19 protein-coding genes are annotated in these 22,622 nt (G+C 60.9%); 13 read left to right on the top strand and 6 right to left on the bottom strand.

Going from position 1 to position 22,622, the window contains the following annotated elements; genetic code table 11:
- The first annotated feature begins 136 nt into the window (after nucleotides 1-136).
- Nucleotides 137-820, top strand: a complete 684-nt coding sequence (locus J3361_RS25515; protein ID WP_053122824.1) for a response regulator transcription factor — start codon at nucleotides 137-139, stop codon at nucleotides 818-820.
- A complete protein-coding gene (locus J3361_RS25520; RefSeq protein WP_207966875.1) occupies nucleotides 798-2,183 on the top strand; it encodes a HAMP domain-containing sensor histidine kinase in 1,386 nt (461 codons plus the stop codon). The genes J3361_RS25515 and J3361_RS25520 overlap by 23 nt, the downstream gene beginning before the upstream one ends.
- 180 nt (nucleotides 2,184-2,363) lie before the next feature.
- Here J3361_RS25520 and J3361_RS25525 read toward each other — a convergent pair whose 3' ends face one another.
- The 4 genes from J3361_RS25525 to J3361_RS25540 form a co-directional block, all read right to left on the bottom strand.
- A complete protein-coding gene (locus tag J3361_RS25525; RefSeq protein WP_207966876.1) occupies nucleotides 2,364-2,609 on the bottom strand; it encodes a DUF1652 domain-containing protein in 246 nt (81 codons plus the stop codon).
- Between the two features lie 239 nt (nucleotides 2,610-2,848).
- Nucleotides 2,849-4,333 carry a helix-turn-helix transcriptional regulator gene (locus J3361_RS25530; RefSeq protein ID WP_207966877.1) on the bottom strand — a complete coding sequence of 495 codons (1,485 nt, stop codon included), beginning with the start codon at nucleotides 4,331-4,333 and terminating at the stop codon, nucleotides 2,849-2,851.
- 85 nt (nucleotides 4,334-4,418) lie between these two features.
- Nucleotides 4,419-5,702, bottom strand: a complete 1,284-nt coding sequence (locus tag J3361_RS25535) for a Zn-dependent hydrolase (protein ID WP_207966878.1) — start codon at nucleotides 5,700-5,702, stop codon at nucleotides 4,419-4,421.
- A 149-nt stretch (nucleotides 5,703-5,851) separates the two neighbouring features.
- A complete protein-coding gene (locus J3361_RS25540; RefSeq protein ID WP_207966879.1) occupies nucleotides 5,852-7,330 on the bottom strand; it encodes an NCS1 family nucleobase:cation symporter-1 in 1,479 nt (492 codons plus the stop codon).
- A 606-nt stretch (nucleotides 7,331-7,936) separates the two neighbouring features.
- Here J3361_RS25540 and hydA point away from each other — a divergent pair.
- The 3 genes from hydA (at nucleotide 7,937) to preA (ending at nucleotide 12,199) form a co-directional block, all read left to right on the top strand.
- Nucleotides 7,937-9,376 carry a dihydropyrimidinase gene (gene hydA, locus J3361_RS25545; RefSeq protein WP_207966880.1) on the top strand — a complete coding sequence of 480 codons (1,440 nt, stop codon included), beginning with the start codon at nucleotides 7,937-7,939 and terminating at the stop codon, nucleotides 9,374-9,376.
- Between the two features lie 180 nt (nucleotides 9,377-9,556).
- A complete protein-coding gene (locus J3361_RS25550; protein WP_207966881.1) occupies nucleotides 9,557-10,924 on the top strand; it encodes an NAD(P)-dependent oxidoreductase in 1,368 nt (455 codons plus the stop codon).
- Complete coding sequence (gene preA, locus J3361_RS25555) at nucleotides 10,925-12,199, top strand: NAD-dependent dihydropyrimidine dehydrogenase subunit PreA (RefSeq protein WP_207966882.1); 1,275 nt, start codon at nucleotides 10,925-10,927, stop codon at nucleotides 12,197-12,199.
- Nucleotides 12,200-12,343: 144 nt separating this feature from the next.
- Here preA and J3361_RS25560 read toward each other — a convergent pair whose 3' ends face one another.
- Together J3361_RS25560 and J3361_RS25565 are read right to left on the bottom strand one after the other, a co-directional pair.
- Nucleotides 12,344-12,964, bottom strand: coding sequence for a TetR/AcrR family transcriptional regulator (locus J3361_RS25560; RefSeq protein WP_186706163.1), 621 nt, complete (start codon nucleotides 12,962-12,964; stop codon nucleotides 12,344-12,346).
- 267 nt (nucleotides 12,965-13,231) lie between these two features.
- Nucleotides 13,232-13,582, bottom strand: coding sequence for a DUF6124 family protein (locus J3361_RS25565; RefSeq protein ID WP_207966883.1), 351 nt, complete (start codon nucleotides 13,580-13,582; stop codon nucleotides 13,232-13,234).
- An 810-nt stretch (nucleotides 13,583-14,392) separates the two neighbouring features.
- Between J3361_RS25565 and J3361_RS25570 the strand changes: the two genes are divergently transcribed.
- The 8 genes from J3361_RS25570 (at nucleotide 14,393) to J3361_RS25605 (ending at nucleotide 22,568) form a co-directional block, all read left to right on the top strand.
- Nucleotides 14,393-15,694, top strand: a complete 1,302-nt coding sequence (locus J3361_RS25570; RefSeq protein ID WP_207966884.1) for an OprD family porin — start codon at nucleotides 14,393-14,395, stop codon at nucleotides 15,692-15,694.
- A 170-nt stretch (nucleotides 15,695-15,864) separates the two neighbouring features.
- Nucleotides 15,865-16,686, top strand: a complete 822-nt coding sequence (locus tag J3361_RS25575; RefSeq protein WP_207966885.1) for an NAD(P)-dependent oxidoreductase — start codon at nucleotides 15,865-15,867, stop codon at nucleotides 16,684-16,686.
- Nucleotides 16,687-16,729: 43 nt separating this feature from the next.
- Nucleotides 16,730-17,635 (top strand): SMP-30/gluconolactonase/LRE family protein, encoded by a 906-nt coding sequence (locus J3361_RS25580; protein ID WP_207966886.1) that lies wholly within the window; start codon nucleotides 16,730-16,732, stop codon nucleotides 17,633-17,635.
- A gap of 56 nt (nucleotides 17,636-17,691) precedes the next feature.
- On the top strand, nucleotides 17,692-18,660 hold the full coding sequence (locus tag J3361_RS25585; protein ID WP_207966887.1) for a TRAP transporter substrate-binding protein: 969 nt from the start codon (nucleotides 17,692-17,694) through the stop codon (nucleotides 18,658-18,660).
- 77 nt (nucleotides 18,661-18,737) lie between these two features.
- A complete protein-coding gene (locus tag J3361_RS25590) occupies nucleotides 18,738-19,265 on the top strand; it encodes a TRAP transporter small permease (protein ID WP_207966888.1) in 528 nt (175 codons plus the stop codon).
- Nucleotides 19,265-20,545 carry a TRAP transporter large permease gene (locus tag J3361_RS25595; RefSeq protein ID WP_207966889.1) on the top strand — a complete coding sequence of 427 codons (1,281 nt, stop codon included), beginning with the start codon at nucleotides 19,265-19,267 and terminating at the stop codon, nucleotides 20,543-20,545. The genes J3361_RS25590 and J3361_RS25595 overlap by 1 nt, the downstream gene beginning before the upstream one ends.
- A gap of 183 nt (nucleotides 20,546-20,728) precedes the next feature.
- On the top strand, nucleotides 20,729-21,598 hold the full coding sequence (locus J3361_RS25600) for an aldose 1-epimerase (protein WP_207966890.1): 870 nt from the start codon (nucleotides 20,729-20,731) through the stop codon (nucleotides 21,596-21,598).
- A gap of 106 nt (nucleotides 21,599-21,704) precedes the next feature.
- The gene (locus J3361_RS25605) at nucleotides 21,705-22,568 is read left to right on the top strand and encodes an MBL fold metallo-hydrolase (protein WP_207966891.1); all 864 of its coding nucleotides are present in this window, start codon (nucleotides 21,705-21,707) and stop codon (nucleotides 22,566-22,568) included.
- The last annotated feature ends 54 nt before the right edge of the window (nucleotides 22,569-22,622 follow it).

Raw genomic sequence — 22,622 nt, forward strand, 5'->3', positions numbered from 1 at the left:
GGATTATTTGTGACCAAGTGTTGATCCAGGCCAGCGAATCGGTGTGCCGGTCCATGAACTTTTTTTCAGGAAGCCGACAGCTGATTTTTGGCAGAATGCTGCGCAATCGCTCCAATTTCTCTACAGGGTATCGCCCATGAACCGCATCCTGACCATCGAAGACGACGCCGTGACCGCTCGTGAAATCGTTGCCGAGCTGACCCGCAACGGCCTGGATGTCGATTGGGTCGACAACGGTCGCGAAGGCCTGGAACGGGCAGTCAGCGGCGACTACGACCTGATCACCCTCGACCGCATGCTGCCCGAACTCGATGGCCTGGTGATTGTCACCACCCTGCGCACCATGGGCGTGGCCACACCGATCCTGATGATCAGCGCCCTCTCCGATGTGGATGAACGCGTGCGTGGACTGCGGGCCGGCGGCGACGATTACCTGACCAAGCCGTTCGCCACCGATGAAATGGCCGCCCGGGTCGAAGTGCTGCTGCGGCGTAACAATGGCACCCGCGAGCCGGAAACCGCGCTGCGGGTGGCCGACCTGGAGCTGAACCTGATCAGCCGTGAAGCCAGCCGCAACGGGCAACTGCTCAGCCTGCTGCCCACCGAATACAAGCTGCTGGAATTCCTGATGCGCAACAGCGGCCAGATTCTCTCGCGCATGATGATCTTCGAGGAAGTCTGGGGTTATCACTTCGACCCCGGCACCAACCTGATCGACGTCCACATCGGCCGCCTGCGCAAGAAAATCGACCCGCCGGGCCTGGAACCGCTGATTCGCACGGTACGGGGTTCCGGCTATGTCATTGCTGAACCCCGCTAAGGGCTGGCGCTCCTCCAGCAGCCGCCTGCTGGCGCTGTACAGTTCGCTGTTCGTGATCTGGAGCGCGATCCTGATGGGGGTCATGTATTACGAAGTGTTTGGCTATCTCGACAGCCTGGCCAAGCACTCCCTGATGCAACGCCAGCACCTGTTCGCGCGGATCCACGGCGACCAACTGGAAGACGCGCTCATGGCCAGCCTGACGCTGGACGAGCGCGGCGTCGATGCCTACGGGCTGTTCGATCCGCAATTGCGCCATTTGAGCGGACCGATCCAGCGGGTGCCCGCCGACCTGCCGCTGGACGGCAAGATCCACATGCTCGGTGGCTGCGTCGATTCCGATCAACCGGGCGTGCCTTCCGACAGCTGCGACGCGGTGGCGACCCGGACCCAGGACGGTCGCTGGCTGGTCCTGGCCCGGGACAACGGCTCGTTGTTCGCCGTAACGCGGATCATCTTGCACGCGTTGTTCTGGGGGGTATCGCTGACGATCCTGCCGGGCATCGCGGGTTGGCACCTGTTACGCCGTCGACCGCTACGACGGATTCGCCAGTTGCAGGCCAGCGCCGAAGCCATCGTCGCCGGCGACCTGACCCATCGCCTGCCGTTGTCGAGCCGGCGCGATGAGCTGGACATGCTGGCGGCGATCGTCAATGCCATGCTCGAGCGCATCGAACGCTTGATGAACGAGGTCAAGGGTGTATGCGACAACATCGCCCATGACCTGCGTACCCCGTTGACGCGTCTGCGCGCCCAACTTTATCGCATCCAGCAGCAAGCACCGGACGGCTCCGCCGAGGCCTTGCAGATGGACCAGGTGCTCGCCGAGACCGACACCCTGATGGCGCGGTTTCGCGGTTTGTTGCGGATTTCCGAACTGGAAGACCAGCAGCGGCGCTCGGGCTTCGTGCGCCTCGATCCGTTGCAGCTGTTGCAAGAACTGCACGATTTTTACCTGCCCCTGGCCGAGGAAGGCGAACTGACCTTCATCCTGGAGGCGCCCGACGCCCTGCCCCTGCTCAACGGCGACCGGGCCTTGCTGTTCGAGGCCGTGTCGAACCTGTTGAGCAACTCCATCAAGTTCACCCCACCGGGGGGCACCGTGATCCTGCGCGGGGTCGATCAGGGCGACAGCACGCGCATCGAAGTGCTCGACTCCGGCCCCGGCATCCCCGAGGCCGAACGCAAGGCCGTGTTCCGTCGCTTCTACCGCGCCGAGGGCAGCAGCCAACACGGCGGATTCGGCCTGGGCCTGTCGATCGTCGCGGCGATCGTCAATCTGCATGGGTTCACGTTGGAAGTGGGCAGCAGCGAACACGGCGGCGCGCGGCTGGTGCTCGATTGCCGGGCGACGTTGTTGTAGACATAGGGCTGGAGCAACACCTGTGGCGAGGGAGCTTGCTCCCGCTCGGCTGCGAAGCAGTCGCAAAACCGATGGATAGGATTTGGCTGGCGTGTGCATCCGACAGATATTGGGGCCGCTGCGCGACCCAGCGGGAGCAAGCTCCCTCGCCACAAAGTGTGGTGTGCCAGATCTTAGTTATCAAGGCTCACTGCGATGCAACGGGGTGTTTTGCAGCTCATAGCGCAGCTCATCGATCAGCTTGGCGATGCTCTCTTCCGACCGGACGCTGTCGACACTCATGCCGCTCACCACCAAGTCCACCTCGCCGCTTTCACGGTGATACAGGCGCACGGTGAGGGTGCCATCACCATTGAGGCTGCATTCGCAGGCCAAGGGCGTAAAACTTTCTTCAAGGCGGACACGTAAAGGGGCCAAATGGGTCATACGATGCACCTCAGCCCCGGGGGCGCAAATGAACGGTAGACAGCTCCGACCTCCTGGTCCGCATAGACATCCTGTCGCTCACATATCGGGTTCGTTCATAGCACATTGAGGCGTATTCCTTGAGTGTTTCGTGGGGACGCGGCATCACGGAAGATGTCGCACACTCACAGCCTAAGGAACCGCCCCCCCTTGCAAAACCTGAATTTGCACCAGCACGCCCGGTGCATTTGCACTGGCTATCACGGTGCCTTCATTCGCCATTCGTTGGCGAACAAACCCCGCTCTCGAGCCCAGACAATCGCCTCGCTGCGGCTATGGACATCCAGTTTCGAATACAGTGTAGCCACATGATTTCGCACCGTATTAGGCGCTAGCTTCAAGCGTGCGGCGATTTCCTTGTCGGCCAGCCCCTCACAAATGAGCCCCAGCACATCGCGCTCCCGGGCCGTCAGCTCGGTGAAGGATGCGCTGGGCACCTGGGCATTGATGCTCTTCACGTTGGCCAGTTTTTCAATCAGGGTCCGACTGAACCAGGACGCGTCCTTCATCACCTCCTCGATCGCCGCCACCAGCTCCAACTCCGAGCGTTTGCGTTCGGTGATGTTCATCAGCACCAGCAGATAGCAGGGCTTGTCCTCGATGAGCACCGTGTCGGCAGCGACCTCGCAGTCGATGAGTTCGCCGCCTTTCTTGTGCACCTTGACGTCGATACTTGAAGCAGCGGCGGCCTTCTCCAGCCCGGCAAACAGCGCGAGGCTGGCGGCCTTGTCGAGGAAGCCGATTTCCTCCACGGTTTTACCCAACAGCTCTTCACTGGCGTAGCCGGTGGTCTGGAGGAACGCTTCGTTGATCTCCAGCAACTGCTGTTCGGCGCTGCACACCAACGTGGGCACGGGGGACAGGCGGAACGACTTGGCAAAGCGCTCCTCGCTCTGGCGCAACGCCGTTTCTGCCTTACGGCGCGGCTCCATGTCCATGAAGGAAAACAGCATGCAGTCTTCGTCATGCAGGTCCAGCGGCTGGCCGGCGACGATCACCTGCTTGCTGGTGCCATCGGGCAATTTCAACTCAGCCTGCATTTGCGGAATGGTCGCGCCCTGCCCCAGGCGTTCGATGGCCAAGTCACGTTTCTCGGCGGCTTCGAGCACATCCAGTTCGTACACCGAACGCCCGATCACCTGGTCGCGGCTGTAGCCGGTCATCTCCAGGAACCCTGGGTTGACCTTGATGTAGCGCAGGTCGCTGAGACGACAGATCACCGCCGGCGCCGGATTGGCCCCGAAGGTCTTTTCGAAACGCTGCTCGGCGCTGGCCCATTCGGTGGCATCGCTGAGGATCAGCACCAGCAGTTCCGGCTCACCATTGCGATCGGCCAGAACCATGCTGCGAATCCGATGCACCCAGGTGCGATCCGGATCGGCCTTGGGCGTCACCTCCACCAGCACATCGCTGAACTCGTCGCCACGGGCCACCCGGGCGATGGGGTAATTGTCTTCGTTCAGCGGATGGTTGTTGCGATAACGCAATTGAAAACGCCGGGCGTATTGCCGGGCCGTGGTGCCCAGCTCATCGAGGTCGGTGACCCCGTGCATGGCCAACGCTGCGGCGTTGGCCCAGGCAATGGTCTGGTCGACCTCGATCAACATCACCCCGTCGGACAGTCCGGCAATGATCTGCAGCAATTGACGACGGTTGGTATCGGTGGTCGGGACTTGCTGATTCATTGGGTCTCCATGTGGTCAGTAGGTTTCAAGCATGGATGCGCTGAAAGTTACGACCACATGGCTTTGCAATAGTGCATCGGCCCCTTCAAGCCGCCATGCGGCCCTCGGCAATCGCCTGGGAGGCGGCCAGCATCGCTCGCAACAGCACCGCGCAACCGGCGGCGAGGTCGTCCGGGGCGGCGTTTTCGATTTCGTTGTGGCTGATGCCGCCTTCGCAGGGCACGAAGATCATCCCGGCCGGGCCCAGTTCGGCGAGGAAGATCGCGTCGTGGCCGGCACCGCTGACGATGTCCAGGTGGGACAGCCCCAGCCCTTGGGCAGCGCCGCGTACGGCGTCGACGCAGCCCTTGTCGAAATACAACGGTGGGAAGTCGGCGGTGGGTTTCAAATCAAAGGTCAGGCCGTGTTGCCGGCAGGTGTCTTCGATCACTTGCTTGACCTCGGCGATCATCGAATCCAGGCGCGCCGGTTCCAGGTGACGGAAATCCAAGGTCATGCGCACTTCGCCGGGAATGACGTTGCGCGACCCCGGATAGGCCTGCAGGCAACCGACCGTGCCACAGGCATGGGGTTGATGGCCGAGGGCGGCGCGGTTGACGGCGCCGACGATGATTGAGGCGCCCACCAGGGCATCCTTGCGCAGGTGCATAGGGGTCGGGCCGGCGTGGGCCTCGACGCCGCGTAAGGTCAGGTCGAACCACTTCTGCCCCAGGGCACCCATCACCACGCCGATGGTCGTGCCCTCATCCTCGAGGATCGGCCCCTGCTCGATGTGCGCCTCGAAATAGGCCCCCACCGGATGCCCGCTGACCTTGCGCGGGCCGGCGTAGCCGATGGCATTGAGCGCCTGGCCGACGCTGATGCCTTCGGCGTCGGTCTTGGCGAGGGTTTCTTCGAGGGTGAATTTCTCGGCGAACACGCCGGAGCCCATCATGCACGGGGCGAAGCGCGAGCCTTCTTCGTTGGTCCAGACCACCACTTCCAGCGGTGCTTCGGTTTCAATGCTCAGGTCATTGAGGGTGCGCAGCACTTCCAGCCCGGACAGCACGCCAAAACAGCCATCGAACTTGCCGCCGGTGGGTTGGGTGTCGATGTGGCTGCCGGTCATCACCGGTGGCAGGTTCGGATTGCGCCCCGGGCGACGGGCGAAGATATTGCCCACCGCATCGATGCTGACGGTGCAGCCCGCCGCCTGGGTCCATTGCACGAACAGGTCACGGGCCTGGCGGTCGAGGTCGGTCAGGGCCAGCCGGCACACACCGCCCTTGGCCGTGGCGCCGAGCTGGGCCAAGTCCATGAGCGATTGCCACAGGCGGTCGCGGTTGATGTGCTGATGGGTGGATTGCAGGATGTCGATGGCTGCGTTCATGGGGATCTCCATTTTTTCAGGCATTTTTTTGGTGTACTTGAGGCCGCTATCGCGAGCAGGCTCGCTCCCACATTGGATTTGGGCGGATGCATATCTGTATGCACAGCACATCCCCTGTGGGAGCGAGCCTGCTCGCGATGAGCCCTCCTTCACACCGCTGTTTTAGCGACGGACGGGCTCGCTCGCATACTGCACAACCCGTAATAAATCACCCCACCCAGCGCCGAGCCGGTGAACCAGCCATAGCTGTAGAACCAACTGAACGCGTCGCTGCCCAGGGACAGCAGCGTCAACACCACTGGCACGCCAAAGGCGATGAAGCCGTTCCAGTTCCAGGCCGGGTAAATGTCGTCGCGGTACAACCCGGCCAGGTCCAGTTGCTGTTTCTTGATCAGGAAATAATCCACCACCATGATCCCGGCAATCGGTCCCAGCAGGCTCGAATAGCCCAGCAACCAATTGGAATAGACCGACTCGAGGCTGACCTCGGAGACGATCAGGCCGAGCTTCTTCAGCAGCTCATGGGCCATCAGTGCCAGCCCCACCAATCCAGTGAGCATCACCGCCTTGGTGCGGCCGATCAGTTTCGGCGCCAGGTTCTGGAAGTCGTTGGTGGGCGAGACGATATTGGCGGCGGTGTTGGTCGACAGCGTGGCGACGATGATCAGCACCATGGCCAACGCCACCCACACCGGGCTCTGGATGTGCCCGATCAAGGTCACCGGGTCGGAGACGGTCACCCCCACCAGTTTTTCCGAGGCGGCAGTCATGACCACGCCGAGGGAGGCGAACAGGAACATGGTCAACGGCAAGCCGATAATCTGCCCGACGATCTGGTCTTTCTGGCTCTTGGCGTAACGGCTGAAGTCCGGAATGTTCAGCGACAGGGTCGCCCAGAAACCGACCATGGCCGTCAGCCCGGCAAGAAAATAGCTCGTCACCTCGGCGCCTTCAGGCCGCTTGGCCGGGACCGCCATCAGTTCGGTCAACGAGACATTGGGCAACGCCCACACCAACAGCCCCGCCCCCACCAGTACCAGCAGCGGTGCAGACAGCGTTTCCAGCCACTTGATCGACTCGGCCCCGCGCAACACCACCCACAGGTTGATGACCCAGAACACCATGAAGCCGATCACTTCGCCGGTCCCGCCCAGACTTTTCCAGCCTTCGAACACCGATCCGAGAAACAAGTGGATCGCCAACCCGCCGAACATCGTCTGGATGCCGAACCAACCGCACGCCACCAAGGCGCGGATCAGGCACGGCACGTTGGAGCCAATCACGCCGAAGGACGAGCGCAACAGCACCGGAAACGGAATGCCGTACTTGGTCCCGGCGAAGGCGTTCAGAGTCAGGGGGATCAGCACAATGATGTTGGCGAACAGGATCGCCAGCAGCGCCTCGCCCACCGTCAAGCCGAAATAGGCGGTGAGCACGCCGCCGAGGGTGTAGGTCGGCACGCAGATCGCCATGCCCACCCACAGTGCGGTGATGTGCCATTTGTTCCAGGTTCGCTCGTGCACCTTGGTCGGCGCGATGTCGTGGTTATAACGGGGGCTGTCGAGGACGTCGCTGCCGGCTTCAAGCTCGAATAACCCGTCGCGCTCGGTCACTGTTGATCTGGTCATGTCCGCTCCACTGTTTTCATTATTTTTGCTCATCGACTGGCGATGGCCGGAGTACTTGCACGCGTGCTATCCACCACCCCGCCAGGCCACGACGGCACTCAATAACCGTGCCGGATAACGCGCCGAGCTGACCGGACGATCGATATAATCCTTTCAACCTTTTGATATTTAACGCTTTAAAGCCACGTTATTGCCTTGTTTTACTCCCGACTTACCAACCTTGAGGCTAGATGACCTTCACGCCCTGTCGAGTGGGAGATTCAAAGTGGTGCACCCCGAATCAACGCGAGGTGTCTGGACCGCACTTCCAGCGCTTTCAAGCCGCTGATTTACCATGACAAATCTCGCTCAAATAACGATCCTGTCAAGTGCGTCAAAATGGTGAGCAGGCTCACCATTTTGGTGAACTTATGAATTAACCGTTAATTTTCAATAAGTTAATGAACGAATAAGCTTATAAAAATAATCTTGCTCATTTCAATAACTCCAGCTAGCGTCTAATCCTGACAGTCGTGACAAGAATGTAAACAGGCACGACTTGACCTACCGTGATGGATAAAACATAAAGAACCGGCAACAGTCGGTCATGCCTGCGAGGAACTCGGAATGTCTCTGTTGATCCGTGGCGCCACCGTTATTACCCATGATGAAAGTTATCGCGCCGATGTGTTTTGCGCCGACGGCGTGATCCAGGCCATTGGTCAAAACCTGGATGTTCCGGCCGCTGCCGAAGTGCTCGATGGCAGCGGTCAATACCTGATGCCCGGCGGCATCGATCCCCATACCCATATGCAGTTGCCGTTCATGGGCACGGTCGCCAGTGAAGACTTCTTCAGCGGCACGGCGGCGGGCCTCGCCGGGGGCACCACGTCGATCATCGACTTCGTGATTCCCAACCCCCAGCAGTCACTGATGGAAGCTTTTCATCAATGGCGCGGTTGGGCCGAAAAAAGCGCCAGCGACTACGGCTTCCATGTGGCGATCACTTGGTGGAGCGAGCAGGTCCGCGAGGAAATGGCCGAGCTGGTCAGCCATCACGGGGTGAACAGCTTCAAGCATTTCATGGCCTACAAGAATGCGATCATGGCCGCCGACGACACCCTGGTCGCAAGCTTCGAGCGCTGCCTGGAACTGGGCGCGGTGCCCACCGTGCACGCCGAGAACGGCGAACTGGTCTATCACCTGCAACGCAAGTTGCTGGCCCAGGGCATCACCGGGCCCGAAGCCCATCCGCTGTCGCGGCCGTCGCAAGTGGAAGGCGAAGCCGCGAGCCGCGCCATCCGCATCGCCGAAACCCTGGGCACGCCGCTGTACCTGGTGCATGTGTCCACCAAGGAAGCACTGGACGAAATCACTTACGCCCGCAGCAAGGGCCAACCGGTCTACGGTGAAGTCCTCGCCGGGCACCTGCTGCTGGACGACAGCGTCTATCGCGACCCGGACTGGCAGACCGCCGCCGGCTACGTGATGAGCCCGCCCTTCCGCCCGCGCGGGCATCAAGAGGCGCTCTGGCACGGCTTGCAGTCCGGCAACCTGCACACCACCGCCACCGACCACTGCTGTTTCTGTGCCGAACAAAAAGCCGCCGGGCGTGATGACTTCAGCAAGATTCCCAACGGCACCGCCGGGATCGAAGACCGCATGGCGGTGCTTTGGGACGAGGGGGTCAACAGCGGCAAATTGTCGATGCAGGACTTCGTCGCCCTGACCTCCACCAACACCGCGAAGATCTTCAACCTCTACCCACGCAAGGGGGCGATCCGTGTCGGCGCCGATGCGGACCTGGTGCTCTGGGATCCCCAGGGCAGTCGCACGATTTCCGCCAAGACCCACCACCAGCAAGTGGATTTCAACATCTTCGAAGGCAAGACCGTACGCGGCGTACCCAGCCACACCATCAGCCAGGGTCGGCTGGTGTGGGCCGACGGCGACCTGCGGGCCGAACGCGGCGCGGGGCGCTACATCGAACGGCCGGCGTATCCGGCGGTGTTCGATTTGCTGAGCAAGCGGGCGGAGTTGAATAAGCCAAGTGCCGTGAAACGCTGAAATCGAGGCCTTCGGCCTTCGCGAGCAGGCTCGCTCCCACAGGATCCGCAGTGCACACCCATTTCGCGCCCACCCAAGATCCAGTGTGGGAGCGAGCCTGCTCGCGAAGGCGTCAGTCCAGACACCGAAAAAACCACTGCCCACCAGAGGCAGCACCTCAAACACCGTGAGGCCCATTCCATGATCCAGCCCTTGAGTCATCTCCCCCATTCCCAGGAAGACCCGGCCACCCTCGCCGCCCGCTTCAGCGACCTGGCGCCGCCACTCAATGCGCGCCAGGCCCACCTGGAAGCGTCCCGCTGCCTGTATTGCTACGACGCCCCCTGCGTGAACGCCTGTCCGAGCGAGATCGATATTCCTTCATTCATTCGCAACATCCATCAGGACAACGTCCAAGGCGCGGCGCAGACGATTCTCTCGGCCAATATCCTCGGCGGCAGTTGCGCCCGGGTCTGCCCTACGGAGGTGCTGTGCCAGCAAGCCTGCGTGCGCAACAACGTCCATGAATGCGCACCGGTGTTGATCGGCTCGCTGCAACGCTACGCGGTGGACAACGCCCACTTCAGTGCGCACCCGTTCCAACGGGCCGCGGCCACTGGCAAGCGCATCGCCGTGGTCGGGGCCGGGCCCGCGGGGTTGTCATGCGCCCATCGCAGCGCCATGCACGGCCATGACGTGGTGATTTTCGAAGCCCGGGACAAGGCCGGCGGCCTCAATGAATACGGGATCGCCAAATACAAACTGGTGGACGATTACGCCCAACGGGAGCTGGATTTCCTGCTGGAGATCGATGGCATCGAAATCCGCCATGGACAGAAACTCGGCGAAAACCTGAGCCTGAGCGACTTGCATCAGCAATTCGACGCGGTGTTCCTCGGCCTCGGCTTGGCCGCCAGCAAACAACTGGGCCTGAGCGACGAACAGGCACCAGGGCTGCTGGCTGCCACCGAGTACATCCGCGAACTGCGCCAGGCCGACGACCTCAGCCAATTGCCGCTGGCGGATCGTTGCATCGTCCTCGGTGCCGGCAACACCGCCATCGACATGGCCGTGCAAATGGCTCGCCTTGGCGCACGGGACGTCAACCTGGTCTACCGGCGCGGCCTGGAAGACATGGGCGCGACCTTGCATGAGCAAGACATCGCCAAGGCCAACCAGGTGCGCCTGCTGACCTGGGCCCAACCGCAACAAGTGTTGCTCGATGACGCCGGAAACGTGCGCGGCATGCGCTTTTCCCGTACCCATATGGAAAACGGCCGACTGGTCATCGACGCCGAAACCTTCGATCTGCCCGCCGACGCCATTTTCAAAGCCATCGGCCAAGCCTTCGATGACAACGCACTGGTGGACCCGCTGGCCCGGGAACTCAAGCGCCAGGACGGACGAATCCTGGTGGACGAACACCTGCGCACCAGCGTCCCCGGGGTCTACGCCGGCGGCGATTGCACCAGCCTCGACCAAGACCTCACCGTGCAGGCCGTGCAGCACGGGAAGCTCGCCGCCGAGGCGATCAACGCTCAACTGATGCTCAACGTGGAGGCTGCGTAAATGGCCGATCTATCGATTGTCTTCGCTGGCATCAAAGCCCCCAACCCGTTCTGGCTGGCCTCCGCGCCGCCCACCGACAAGGCCTATAACGTCGTCCGCGCCTTCGAGGCCGGTTGGGGTGGCGTGGTCTGGAAAACCCTCGGTGAGGACCCGGCGGCAGTAAATGTGTCGTCGCGGTATTCGGCCCACTACGGCGCCAATCGCGAAGTGCTGGGCATCAACAACATCGAGCTGATCACCGACCGTTCCCTGGAGATCAACTTGCGGGAAATCACCCAGGTGAAAAAGGACTGGCCGGACCGGGCGCTGATCGTGTCGTTGATGGTGCCCTGCGTCGAAGAATCCTGGAAGAACATCCTGCCCCTGGTGGAAGCCACCGGCGCCGACGGCATCGAGTTGAACTTCGGTTGTCCCCACGGCATGCCGGAACGGGGCATGGGCGCGGCGGTTGGCCAGGTGCCGGAGTATGTCGAGCAAGTGACCCGCTGGTGCAAGACCTATTGCTCGCTGCCGGTGATCGTCAAACTCACGCCGAACATCACCGACATCCGCGTCGCCGCCCGCGCGGCCCATCGCGGCGGTGCGGATGCGGTGTCGTTGATCAACACCATCAACTCCATCACCAGCGTCGACCTGGACCGCATGGTCGCCCTGCCCAGCGTCGGCAGCCAGAGTACCCATGGCGGTTATTGTGGTTCGGCGGTCAAGCCGATCGCGTTGAACATGGTCGCCGAAATCGCCCGCGACCCGCAGACCCAGGGTTTGCCCATCTGTGGTATCGGCGGTATCGGCAGCTGGCGCGACGCCGCCGAATTCATCGCCCTGGGCAGCGGCGCGGTGCAGGTCTGCACGGCGGCGATGCTGCATGGGTTTCGCATCGTCGAAGAGATGAAGGACGGCCTGTCACGTTGGATGGACAGCCAGGGCCACGCCAACCTGCAGGCATTCTCCGGTCGCGCGGTGGGCAACACTACCGACTGGAAGTACCTGGACATTAATTACCAGGTTATCGCCAAGATCGACCAGGAGGCCTGCATCGGCTGCGGGCGCTGCCACATCGCCTGCGAAGACACCTCACACCAGGCCATCGCCAGCCTCAAGCAGGCGGACGGCACCCATGTGTATGAGGTGATCGATGAAGAATGCGTGGGTTGCAACCTGTGCCAGATCACCTGCCCGGTGCAGGACTGCATCGAGATGGTGACGGTGGACACCGGCAAGCCGTTTTTGGATTGGAATCATGATCCGAGGAATCCCTACCATGTAACGGCTTGAGGACTGCGGTGCCTGGACTGGCGCCATCGCGAGCAAGCTCGCTCCCACATTGGGTTTGTGGTGAATACGAATTTTGTGTTCATCACCGATCCCTGTGGGAGCGAGCTTGCTCGCGATGAGGCCATCAACCCCAAGCAAAAAGCCTCAAGGCTCCAACCCAATCCCCCGCAATATCACACTGGTCACCGTCTGCACCGCCCGCTCGAACTGCATGTCCGACAGCGCTTGATGGTCATTGAGAATATTGATCTGGTGGTCGAAGTCGGCGTAGTGCTGGGTCGAGGCCCAGATCATGTAGAGCAGGCTTGAAGGCTCCACCGGCAGGATGCGTTTGTCCTCCACCCATTGGCGGATTTTCGCTTCCTTCATCTTGGCCCAGTCATAGAGGCTGGCGTCCAGCGCCTCGCCCAGGGTCGGGGCACCGTGGATGATTTCGTTGGCCCAGACTTTAGAGCCGTAGGGCCGGCTGCGGGAGTGATTCATCTTGGCGCGAATGTAACTGCTGAGCACCACCCGCGGGTCGTCGAACATCTCGAAGCACAAGGCGTCCTGTTTCCAGACTTCCAGCAGGTCGAACAGCACGGCGCTGTACAGCTCGCTCTTGGTGCTGAAGTAGTAATGCAAGTTGGAGCGCGGCAACTGCACTTCGGCGGCGATGTCGGCCATGGCGGTGCTGCCGAAACCTTTCTCGGCGAAGACCTTCTCGGCGGCCAACAGGATTTTCTCGACGTTACTGCGACGAATCTCGATCTTGTGATTGCCCATGAGGGCTCCCTGGCAACAGCGTTGGTCAAGACTAGCATTCACCCACCACTGAAAACACCGATGCCGCTTGTGGGAAAGCTTTTGTGGCGAGGGAGCTTGCTCCCGCTCGGTTCTGTAGGAGCTGGCGAAGCCTGCGATCTTTTGATCTTGATCTCTCGTTTGAGATTCAAGTGTCTGGTGAAAGATCGCAGCCTCGTTGCACTCGACAGCTCCTACAGGCGCAGCCCAGCGGGAGCAAGCTCCCTCGCCACAAAAGCGGGTTTTGCGTTATGTCGACTGGCGGGGTTCGACGTTATCCAGCGCGCGGTTCGCCAGCATTGCGCTCAGTTCGATCAGTTGCTGGATACCCAGGGCAATGTGGCGCCTCGAGCCTTCCAGATCGAACGCCAGGTCGTTGACCATGGCACTGGCTGAGGCCAGGTTTTCGCTGAGGTTGGCCAGCAGGGTTTCGGTGTCGACGCCTTTGACGACGGTGAACAGTTGGCCGGGATCGGCTTCGGGGTTGCTGGGTTTGGGTTTGGGCTTGAGGTAGGCGTCGAGGATGCGGTCGGCGGCTTCGTCGAACGCTTTTGAGTTGGATGGATCTGTATCCGGTGGGTTGGGGGTTACTTTGAACATAGATGAATCTCCAAATCGAAAAATGGAGCCATCACTCTCGCTACCAAACGAAGGGTGGCGGCCATACGCGGGTTGGTAGACCGGTGACTTGGAGAACCGGCGCGTCCGAAGACGCCCTGCGCATGACCGCCATAAAACAGTTCCGAAATGGACTGTATGACGAGGGCTATGCGACAAGTCAAAAGCCGGGCTACCAAACCCGATCGCTGATTCAATCAGCGACCCGGAAACGATAAAACCCTGGCCCAAGGCGCACAAGCCGGCGGATTCTGGCGCAGTTGTAGGCAACGGCGCAAGACAACGTAGCCCAATCCCGAACCATCCTACATCTGGATAAACACAGGCCTGTCTGGATTGGAAACAGGTGGACAACCCAACCCTTGTGGCGAGGGGATTTATCCCCGTTGGGCTGCGAAGCAGCCCTAAGAACGCTGGTTGTAATCAACTGACACACCGCAGCGACAGTCATTGGGGCTGCTTCGCAGCCCAGCGGGGATAAATCCCCTCGCCACAAAGAGCCCGCTTCAGCCTTCCGGTCGCCTACATTCGACTAATGTCTTAGACCGGTCATCGCACAACCAAGCGCCCTCACCGCTATTCTCAAATCCCGTATCCACCCGGTGCCACCGCTTTCGATCCTGGCCTGCGCCAGCGACAGCCATTGCACTGCCTCATTTTGAAGCACACCCCAGTTGGATAATTCCGATAATGGCCAGTTGACAACGAGCAGCCGCTTCCAAATAATCCCGTCCATGTTGTACGACGACGTATGACAAACAAAAACAACAAAAAACAGTAGGGAGCGCCATAGTGAGCACACGTGTCCGTTTTTCGCCCAACCTCCGCCCAAACCGCCGTACCCTTCTCAACACCAGCCCCGCCCTGGTCCTGCTCGGTTGCAGCAGCCTTGCCGCGTTTCTGCCCATGACCGCCAGCGCCGAAGGCTTCGTCGATGACGCCAAGGCCACGTTGAACCTGCGCAACTTCTACATCAACCGCAACTTCACCAACCCGAACAATGCCCAAGGCAAGGCTGAAGAGTGGACCCAAAGCTTCATCCTCGACGCCAAGTCCGGTTTCACCCAAGGCACGGTCGGTTTCGGCGTGGACGTGCTGGGGATGTATTCGGTCAAGCTCGACGGCGGCCGTGGCACTGCGAACACGTCCTTGCTACCGATTCATGACGACGGTCGCCCGGCCGACGATTACGGTCGCCTGGGCGTGGCCCTCAAGGCCAAGGTCTCGAAGACTGAACTGAAGGTCGGCGAATGGATGCCGGTGCTGCCGATCCTGCGTTCCGACGACGGTCGTTCCCTGCCCCAGACCTTCCGTGGCGGCCAGGTGACCTCGACCGAAATCAACGGCCTGAGCCTCTACGGCGGCCAGTTCCGAGGCAACAGCCCGCGCAACGACGCGAGCATGGAAGACATGTCGATGAACGGCCGCGGCGCGTTCACCTCCGACCGCTTCAACTTTGGTGGCGGCGAATACGCCTTCAACGAAAAACGCACCCAGGTCGGCGTCTGGTACGCGGAACTGTCCGACATCTACCAACAGCAATATTTCAACCTGACCCACAGCCAACCCATGGGCGACTGGACCCTGGGCGCCAACCTTGGCTACTTCACCGGTAAGGAAAACGGCAGCGCGTTAGCCGGCGACCTGGACAACAAAACCGCGTTCGCCATGCTCTCGGCCAAATACGGCGGCAACACCTTCTATGTCGGCCTGCAAAAAGTCGGCGGCGATGACGGCTGGATGCGCGTCAACGGCACCAGTGGCGGCACCCTGGCGAACGACAGCTACAACTCCAGCTACGACAACGCCAAGGAAAAATCCTGGCAAGTGCGCCACGACTTCAACTTCGCCGCCGTCGGCGTGCCGGGCCTGACCCTGATGAACCGCTATATCAGCGGTGACAACGTGCACACCGCCACCGTCGACGACGGCAAGGAATGGGGCCGCGAAAGTGAACTGGCCTACACCGTGCAGAGCGGCGTGCTGAAGAGCCTCAACGTGAAATGGCGTAACTCGTCGCTTCGTCGTGACTTCAGCACCAACGAATTCGACGAAAACCGAATCATCTTCAACTACCCGATCTCGCTGCTGTAACACGGGATATTGCCATGGGCGCATCCCATGGCAGTCTGCGGCAAGGACGCCGATCCAGAGCGGTTCGTCGATCAAACGTTGACAAGGTAGCGGAAGGATAAGGATATTCCCTCTCGGTCGTACGACAACTTATAACAACTGTACCTCTCACTGTTTGCTCAGGTAATGCCATGACCACGACACAGATTCGCCACCCCTTCAATCGCCTGCTATTGACCGGCGCCGCTGGCGGCCTTGGCAAAGTCTTGCGCGAACGCCTCAAGCCTTATGCCCGTCACATTCGCCTGTCGGACATCGCCAACATGGCCCCGGCCATCGACGAAAGCGAGGAAGTGGTGCCATGCGACCTGTCGGATAAACAGGCCGTGCACCAGTTGGTGGAAGGCGTCGATGCCATCCTGCATTTCGGTGGTGTCTCGGTGGAGCGTCCGTTCGAGGAGATCCTCGGCGCCAACATCAGCGGCGTGTTCCACATTTATGAAGCTGCGCGCAAGCACGGTGTCAAACGCGTGATCTTCGCCAGTTCCAACCACGTCATTGGCTTCTACAAGCAAGACGAAACCCTCGACGCCCTCTGCCCTCGCCGCCCGGATGGCTACTACGGCCTGTCCAAGTCCTACGGTGAAGACGTCGCCAATTTCTACTTCGATCGCTACGGCATCGAGACCGTGAGCATCCGCATCGGCTCGTCGTTCCCGGAACCGCAGAACCGCCGGATGATGAGCACTTGGCTGAGTTTCGACGACCTCACCCAACTGATCGAATGCTCGCTCTACACCCCAAAAGTCGACCACTCCATCGTCTATGGCGTGTCCGCCAACCGCGACGTCTGGTGGGACAACAGTCACGCCGCACACCTGGGCTACCAGCCCAAGGACACGTCGGAAATTTTCCGCGCCAAGGTCGAAGCGCAGCCAATGCCGGCCGCCGATGACCCGGCCATGGTTTACCAGGGTGGCGCCTTCGTGGCTGCCGGCCCGTTCGACAACTGATTCGCCTGTCGTTCATGGGATACACACGAACCAAGGAATCACCATGCAAGCCGAATTGATTGTCGACGCACGCAATGCCGTCGGGGAGAGCCCGGTGTGGGTCCCCGAGGAAAACTCGCTGTACTGGGTGAACATCCCCAACGGTGGCCTGCAACGCTGGAATGCCAGCAGCGGAAAAGTCCAAGGCTGGGAAGCGCCCGAAATGCTCGCCTGCATCGCCCGCCATCAGGACGGCGGATGGGTCGCTGGCATGGAAAGCGGCTTCTTCCGCCTGCACCCCCATGACGACGGCAGCCTGGACAGCGAACTCTGTGTAAGCGTCGAACACAGCCGCACCGACATGCGCCTCAACGATGGCCGTTGCGACCGCCAGGGCCGGTTCTGGGCCGGGAGCATGGTGCTGAACATGGGCGCCAACGCCGACGAAGGCCGGATGTACCGTTATGGCGCCGGGCAACGCAGCCCGGTGGAGGCGCAACTGAGCGGGTTCATCGTGCCCAACGGCCTGGGTTTCAGCCCCGACGGCCGGACGATGTACCTCTCCGATTCACACCCGCTGATCCAGCAGATCTGGGCTTTCGACTACGACATCGACAGCGGCACCCCGTCCAACCGCCGCTTGTTCGTCGACATGATGCCCCTGGCCGGCCGCCCGGATGGCGCGGCAGTCGACGCCGATGGCTGCTATTGGATCTGCGCCAACGACGCTGGGCTGATTCACCGCTTCACCCCGGACGGGCGTCTCGATCGTTCACTGGAAGTGCCGGTGAAAAAACCGACCATGTGCGCCTTTGGCGGTAGCCAACTGGACACCCTTTTCGTGACCTCGATTCGACCGGGTGACGACAACGACCCGCAATCCCTCGCCGGCGGCGTGTTCGCCCTGAACCCCGGCGTCAAGGGCCTGGCCGAACCTGCTTTCGGAGGACGGAAACGCTCCGCGAACTGATCTGCTTTGCCGCTTCACATCGATAGACATAAAAACAACAACACTGGAGATTGACCATGAATTTCAAACGCACGCTTCTGATCGCCGCCCTGCCCCTGGCCTTCCTGGCCCAGGCGGCAAACGCCCTCGACATCAAGATCGCCGACATCCACCCCAAGGGCTACCCAACCGTGGTTGCCGAAGAGTCCATGGGTAAAACCCTGGAAAAAGAGAGCAAGGGCGAACTGAAGTTCAAGTACTTCCCGGGTGGCGTACTGGGCTCTGAGAAAGAAGTCATCGAGCAGATGCAAGCCGGCGCGATCCAGATGTCTCGCGTCAGCCTGGGCATCGTCGGCCCTGTGGTGCCGGACGTGAACGTCTTCAACATGCCGTTCATCTTCCGCGACCAGGCCCACATGCGCGCCGTGATCGACGGTGAAGTCGGCGATGCGATCCTCGACCGCATCACCAACTCCGAGTTCGGCCTGGTGGCCCTCGCCTGGATGGATGGCGGCACGCGCAACCTTTACACCAAGAAACCGGTGCGAACGATCGAAGACCTCAAAGGCATGAAGATTCGGGTAATGGGCAATCCGATGTTCATCGAAACCTTCAACGCCATGGGTGCCAACGGTATCGCCATGGACACTGGCGAGATCTTCAGTGCATTGCAGACCGGCGTGATTGACGGCGCGGAAAACAACCCGCCGACCATGCTTGAGCACAACCACTACCAGAACGCCAAGTTCTACAGCTTGACCAATCACCTGATCCTGCCCGAGCCGATCGTGATGTCGAAAATCACTTGGAACAAGCTCACGCCAGAGCAGCAAGAGATGGTGAAAACGGCCGCCAAGGCTGCCCAAGCTGAAGAGCGCAAACTGTGGGATGAAAAATCCGCCAAAAGTGAAGAAAAACTCAAGGCTGCCGGCGTCGAGTTCATCAAGGTCGACACAAAGCCCTTCTACGACGCCACCGCACCGATCCGGGCCAAATACGGTGCTCCGTACGCCGATCTGATCAAGCGCATCGAAGCTGTCCAGTAAAGCCTCTCAATCTGTACTCATGAAACGGCTGGGCGCGCCTGCGGTTAAAAAGGCGCGCCCGGTTACGGTGGAACCCGATGAAGAATTTGCTGCTGCGTATCAACGACACGATTTACATGACTTGCATCTGGGTCGCCGGCCTTTCCGTCCTGGCAGTTGCCCTGATGATTCCATGGGGGGTATTCGCCCGCTACGTGCTGGGCTCAGGCTCGAGCTGGCCGGAACCCACCGCCATTTTGCTGATGATCGTGTTCACTTTCATCGGTGCCGCCGCCAGTTACCGCTCCGGCTCGCACATGGCCGTGGACATGGTCACCAGCCGCCTACCCCCTCACTTGAAAAACGCAGCATCGATTTTCTCCCAGCTGTTGATGGCAGCCGTTTGCATTTTCATGACCATCTGGGGCACCAAGCTGTGCATGACCACCTGGAATCAATTCATGAGCGCCATTCCTACCCTGCGCGTCGGCATCACGTATATGCCGATCCCGGTCGGTGGCTTCCTGACCCTGATTTTTGTCCTGGAAAAACTCTTGCTGGGTGATCAAAGCCAGCGTCGGGTCGTGCAGTTCGACCTGGTTGAAGAAAACGAAGGTGCCGCTTAATGGACGCTCTGATTCTGCTGGGCAGTTTTTTGTTGTTGATCCTGGTCGGCATGCCGGTCGCCTACGCCTTGGGCGCTGCTGCCCTGATCGGGGCGTGGTGGATCGATATCCCGTTCCAAGCCATGATGATCCAGGTCGCGGGCGGGGTGAATAAATTCTCGCTGTTGGCCATTCCGTTCTTCGTCCTGGCCGGCGCGATCATGGCTGAGGGTGGCATGTCCCGCCGCTTGGTGGCCTTCGCCAGCGTGCTGGTCGGTTTCGTGCGCGGTGGCTTGTCCCTGGTCAACCTCGTGGCCTCGAGTTTCTTTGGCGCGATCTCCGGTTCCTCGGTGGCCGACACTGCCTCGGTCGGTTCGGTGCTGATCCCGGAAATGGAACGCCGTGGTTATCCGCGCGAGTTCGCTACGGCCGTCACTGTCAGCGGTTCGGTACAGGCGCTGCTGACACCGCCAAGCCATAACGCGGTGCTGTACTCCCTTGCCGCTGGCGGCACCGTCTCCATCGGTTCGCTGTTCATGGCCGGCATTGTTCCCGGCATCATGATGAACCTCTGCCTGATGGCGCTGTGCCTGGTTTTCGCGAAAAAGCGCAATTACCCCAAGGGCGAAGTGATTCCGCTCAAAGAAGCGCTGAAGATCTGCAAGGAAGCCATGTGGGGCATGATGACGCTGTTCATCATCCTGGGCGGTATTCTCTCGGGCGTGTTCACCGCCACCGAATCGGCCGCCATCGCCGTGGTGTGGGCGTTCTTCGTGACCATGTGCATCTACCGCGACTACAAGTGGAGCGAGTTGCCGAAACTGATGCACCGCACGGTGCGCACCATCTCCATCGTGATGATCCTGATCGGCTTCGCCGCCAGCTTCGGCTACATCATGACGTTGATGGAAATCCCAGCGAAGATCACCACCGCGTTCCTGACCCTGTCGGACAACCGCTACGTGATCCTGATGTGCATCAACGTGATGTTGCTGGTTCTCGGCACTGTGATGGACATGGCGCCGCTGATCCTGATCCTGACACCGATCCTGATGCCAGTGATCGTCGGCATCGGCGTGGACCCGGTGCAGTTCGGCATGATCATGCTGGTGAACCTGGGTATCGGCCTGATCACGCCACCGGTGGGCGCGGTGTTGTTCGTCGGTTCCGCCATCGGCAAGGTCAGCATCGAAAGCACGGTCAAGGCCCTGCTGCCGTTCTACGCCATGCTGTTCCTGGTGCTGCTGCTGGTGACCTACGTGCCTGCCATTTCGCTGTGGTTGCCGCATTTGGTGTTGTAACAGAAAACGATAGGTCCCTTGTGGCGAGGGGATTTATCCCCGCTGGGCTGCGCAGCAGCCCTAAAGGTCCCGATCTCGGTACATCAGACAGATCGAGGTTGCTGGTTTTGGGGCTGCTGCGCAGCCCAGCGGGGATAAATCCCCTCGCCACAACGGCTTTCAACCTTGCAGAACAAGGCCACAATGACCCAGCCCCTTCTCCACCTCGAAGACGAACTCACCCGCCTTACCCTGGCCCCGCACCTGGGCGCCAGTCTCGTTGAATGGACCCTGCGCAGCACCGGTGCTCCCCTGCTACGCCCGCCCGCGCCGCAAGCGCTGGAAAACGGCCTGCCGGGCAAACTCGGCTGCTTCCCGTTGATCCCGTGGTCGAACCGAATCGCCCAAGGTGGTTTCGATTGCCCCGGCGGCTGGCTGGCCCTGGACGCCAACAGCCCCAACGACCCATTTCCGATCCATGGCAGCGCCTGGCAACAGCCCTGGAAAGTGACCGAAGAAAGTGATCAGGAAGTCTCACTGCAACTCGACAGCCAGTATCCATTCGCCTACTGCGCCAGCCTGCGAATCCGGCTGAGCGGCGGCCAATTGCAAATCGCAATGTTCGTCACCCACACGGCAAAACAGCCCGCGTGGCATGGGCTGGGTTTGCATCCGTATTTTCCGCGCACCGCCCGCACCCGCCTGCAAACCCGAGCGAGCGAGGTCTGGAAATGCGACGCCAGCAAGCTGCCAACGGAGCTGAGTGCGATTCCGGCCGAGTGGGATTTCCAGGAGACACGAGCGCTGCCCGATACGCTGGTGGACAATGGCTTCGGTGGCTGGGACGGCGATTGCCTGATCCAGCAACCGGACCTGGGGTATGAACTGGACTGCCGCGCCAGCGGTAGCCCATACTTTCTGTTGTACTGCCCCGTCGGCTTGGATTTCTTCTGCATTGAACCGGTCAGCCATCCGGTCAATGCCCATCACCTGCCGGGACGGCCGGGGTTGCGATTGCTGGAGCAAGGGCAGTCGGTGGCGCTGGGGTTTTCGATGCAGTGCCGAGAGCTCTAGGTGGCACACGATCCCTTGTGGCGAGGGAGCTTGCTTCCGCTGGGCCGGTCCGACGCCTCGGGCGTACCAGCCCCCTCATGAGTTCTTCCCGCATAGGTTCGCTGTCATGCCCGCGCAGATCCAAAGTTTTCTCGACCTTGCCTCCAAGACCTATACCCACGTCGTGTATGAACAGGATGGCGGGCACTGCGCGGTGGTCGATCCGGTGCTGGACTACGACCCGGCTTCGGGCCGTAGCGGCACCGTGCAGGCGGATCGGGTAATCGCGTTTGTGCGCGAACATCAGTTGACGGTGCAATGGCTGTTGGAAACCCACGCCCACGCCGATCACCTGTCCGCCGCGCCGTATCTGCGTCGGGAACTGGGCGGCAAGATTGCCATTGGCGAGTCCATCGGCCAGGTGCAGAACGTGTTCAAGGCCCTGTTCAACCTGGAGCCGCAATTCGCCGTCGACGGTTCGCAATTCGACCACCTGTTCGCGGCCGACGAGTCCTTCCTGATCGGCAATCTCAAGGCCACCGCCCTGCACGTGCCTGGCCACACCCCGGCGGACATGGCCTACCTGATCGATGGCGACGTGATCCTGGTGGGCGACACGCTGTTCATGCCCGACGTAGGTACGGCCCGTTGCGACTTCCCTGGCGGCAATGCCCATCAGCTCTACGCTTCGATCCGCAAGCTGCTGGCCTTCCCGGCCGGGGTGCGGCTGTATGTCTGTCATGACTATCCGCCGCAGGAGCGCGAGCCTCAATGCATGAGTACCGTGGGTGAGCAGCGCCAGCACAATATTCATGTCCGCGATGGGATCGATGAAGCCGCGTTCGTGGCCATGCGTACCCAGCGCGACAAGACGCTGGGCATGCCGACGCTGTTACTGCCGGCGATCCAGGTGAATGTGCGCGCCGGCCACCTGCCCCCGCCTGAAGACAATGGTGTGACCTACCTGAAGATTCCGATCAACCAGCTCTAAGGTCGCCACCTATCCAATGTGGGAGCGAGCCTGCTCGCGATAGCGGTGGGTCTG

This window comes from Pseudomonas sp. OA65, assembly GCF_017498305.1.
Classification (GTDB): domain Bacteria; phylum Pseudomonadota; class Gammaproteobacteria; order Pseudomonadales; family Pseudomonadaceae; genus Aquipseudomonas; species Aquipseudomonas zanjanensis.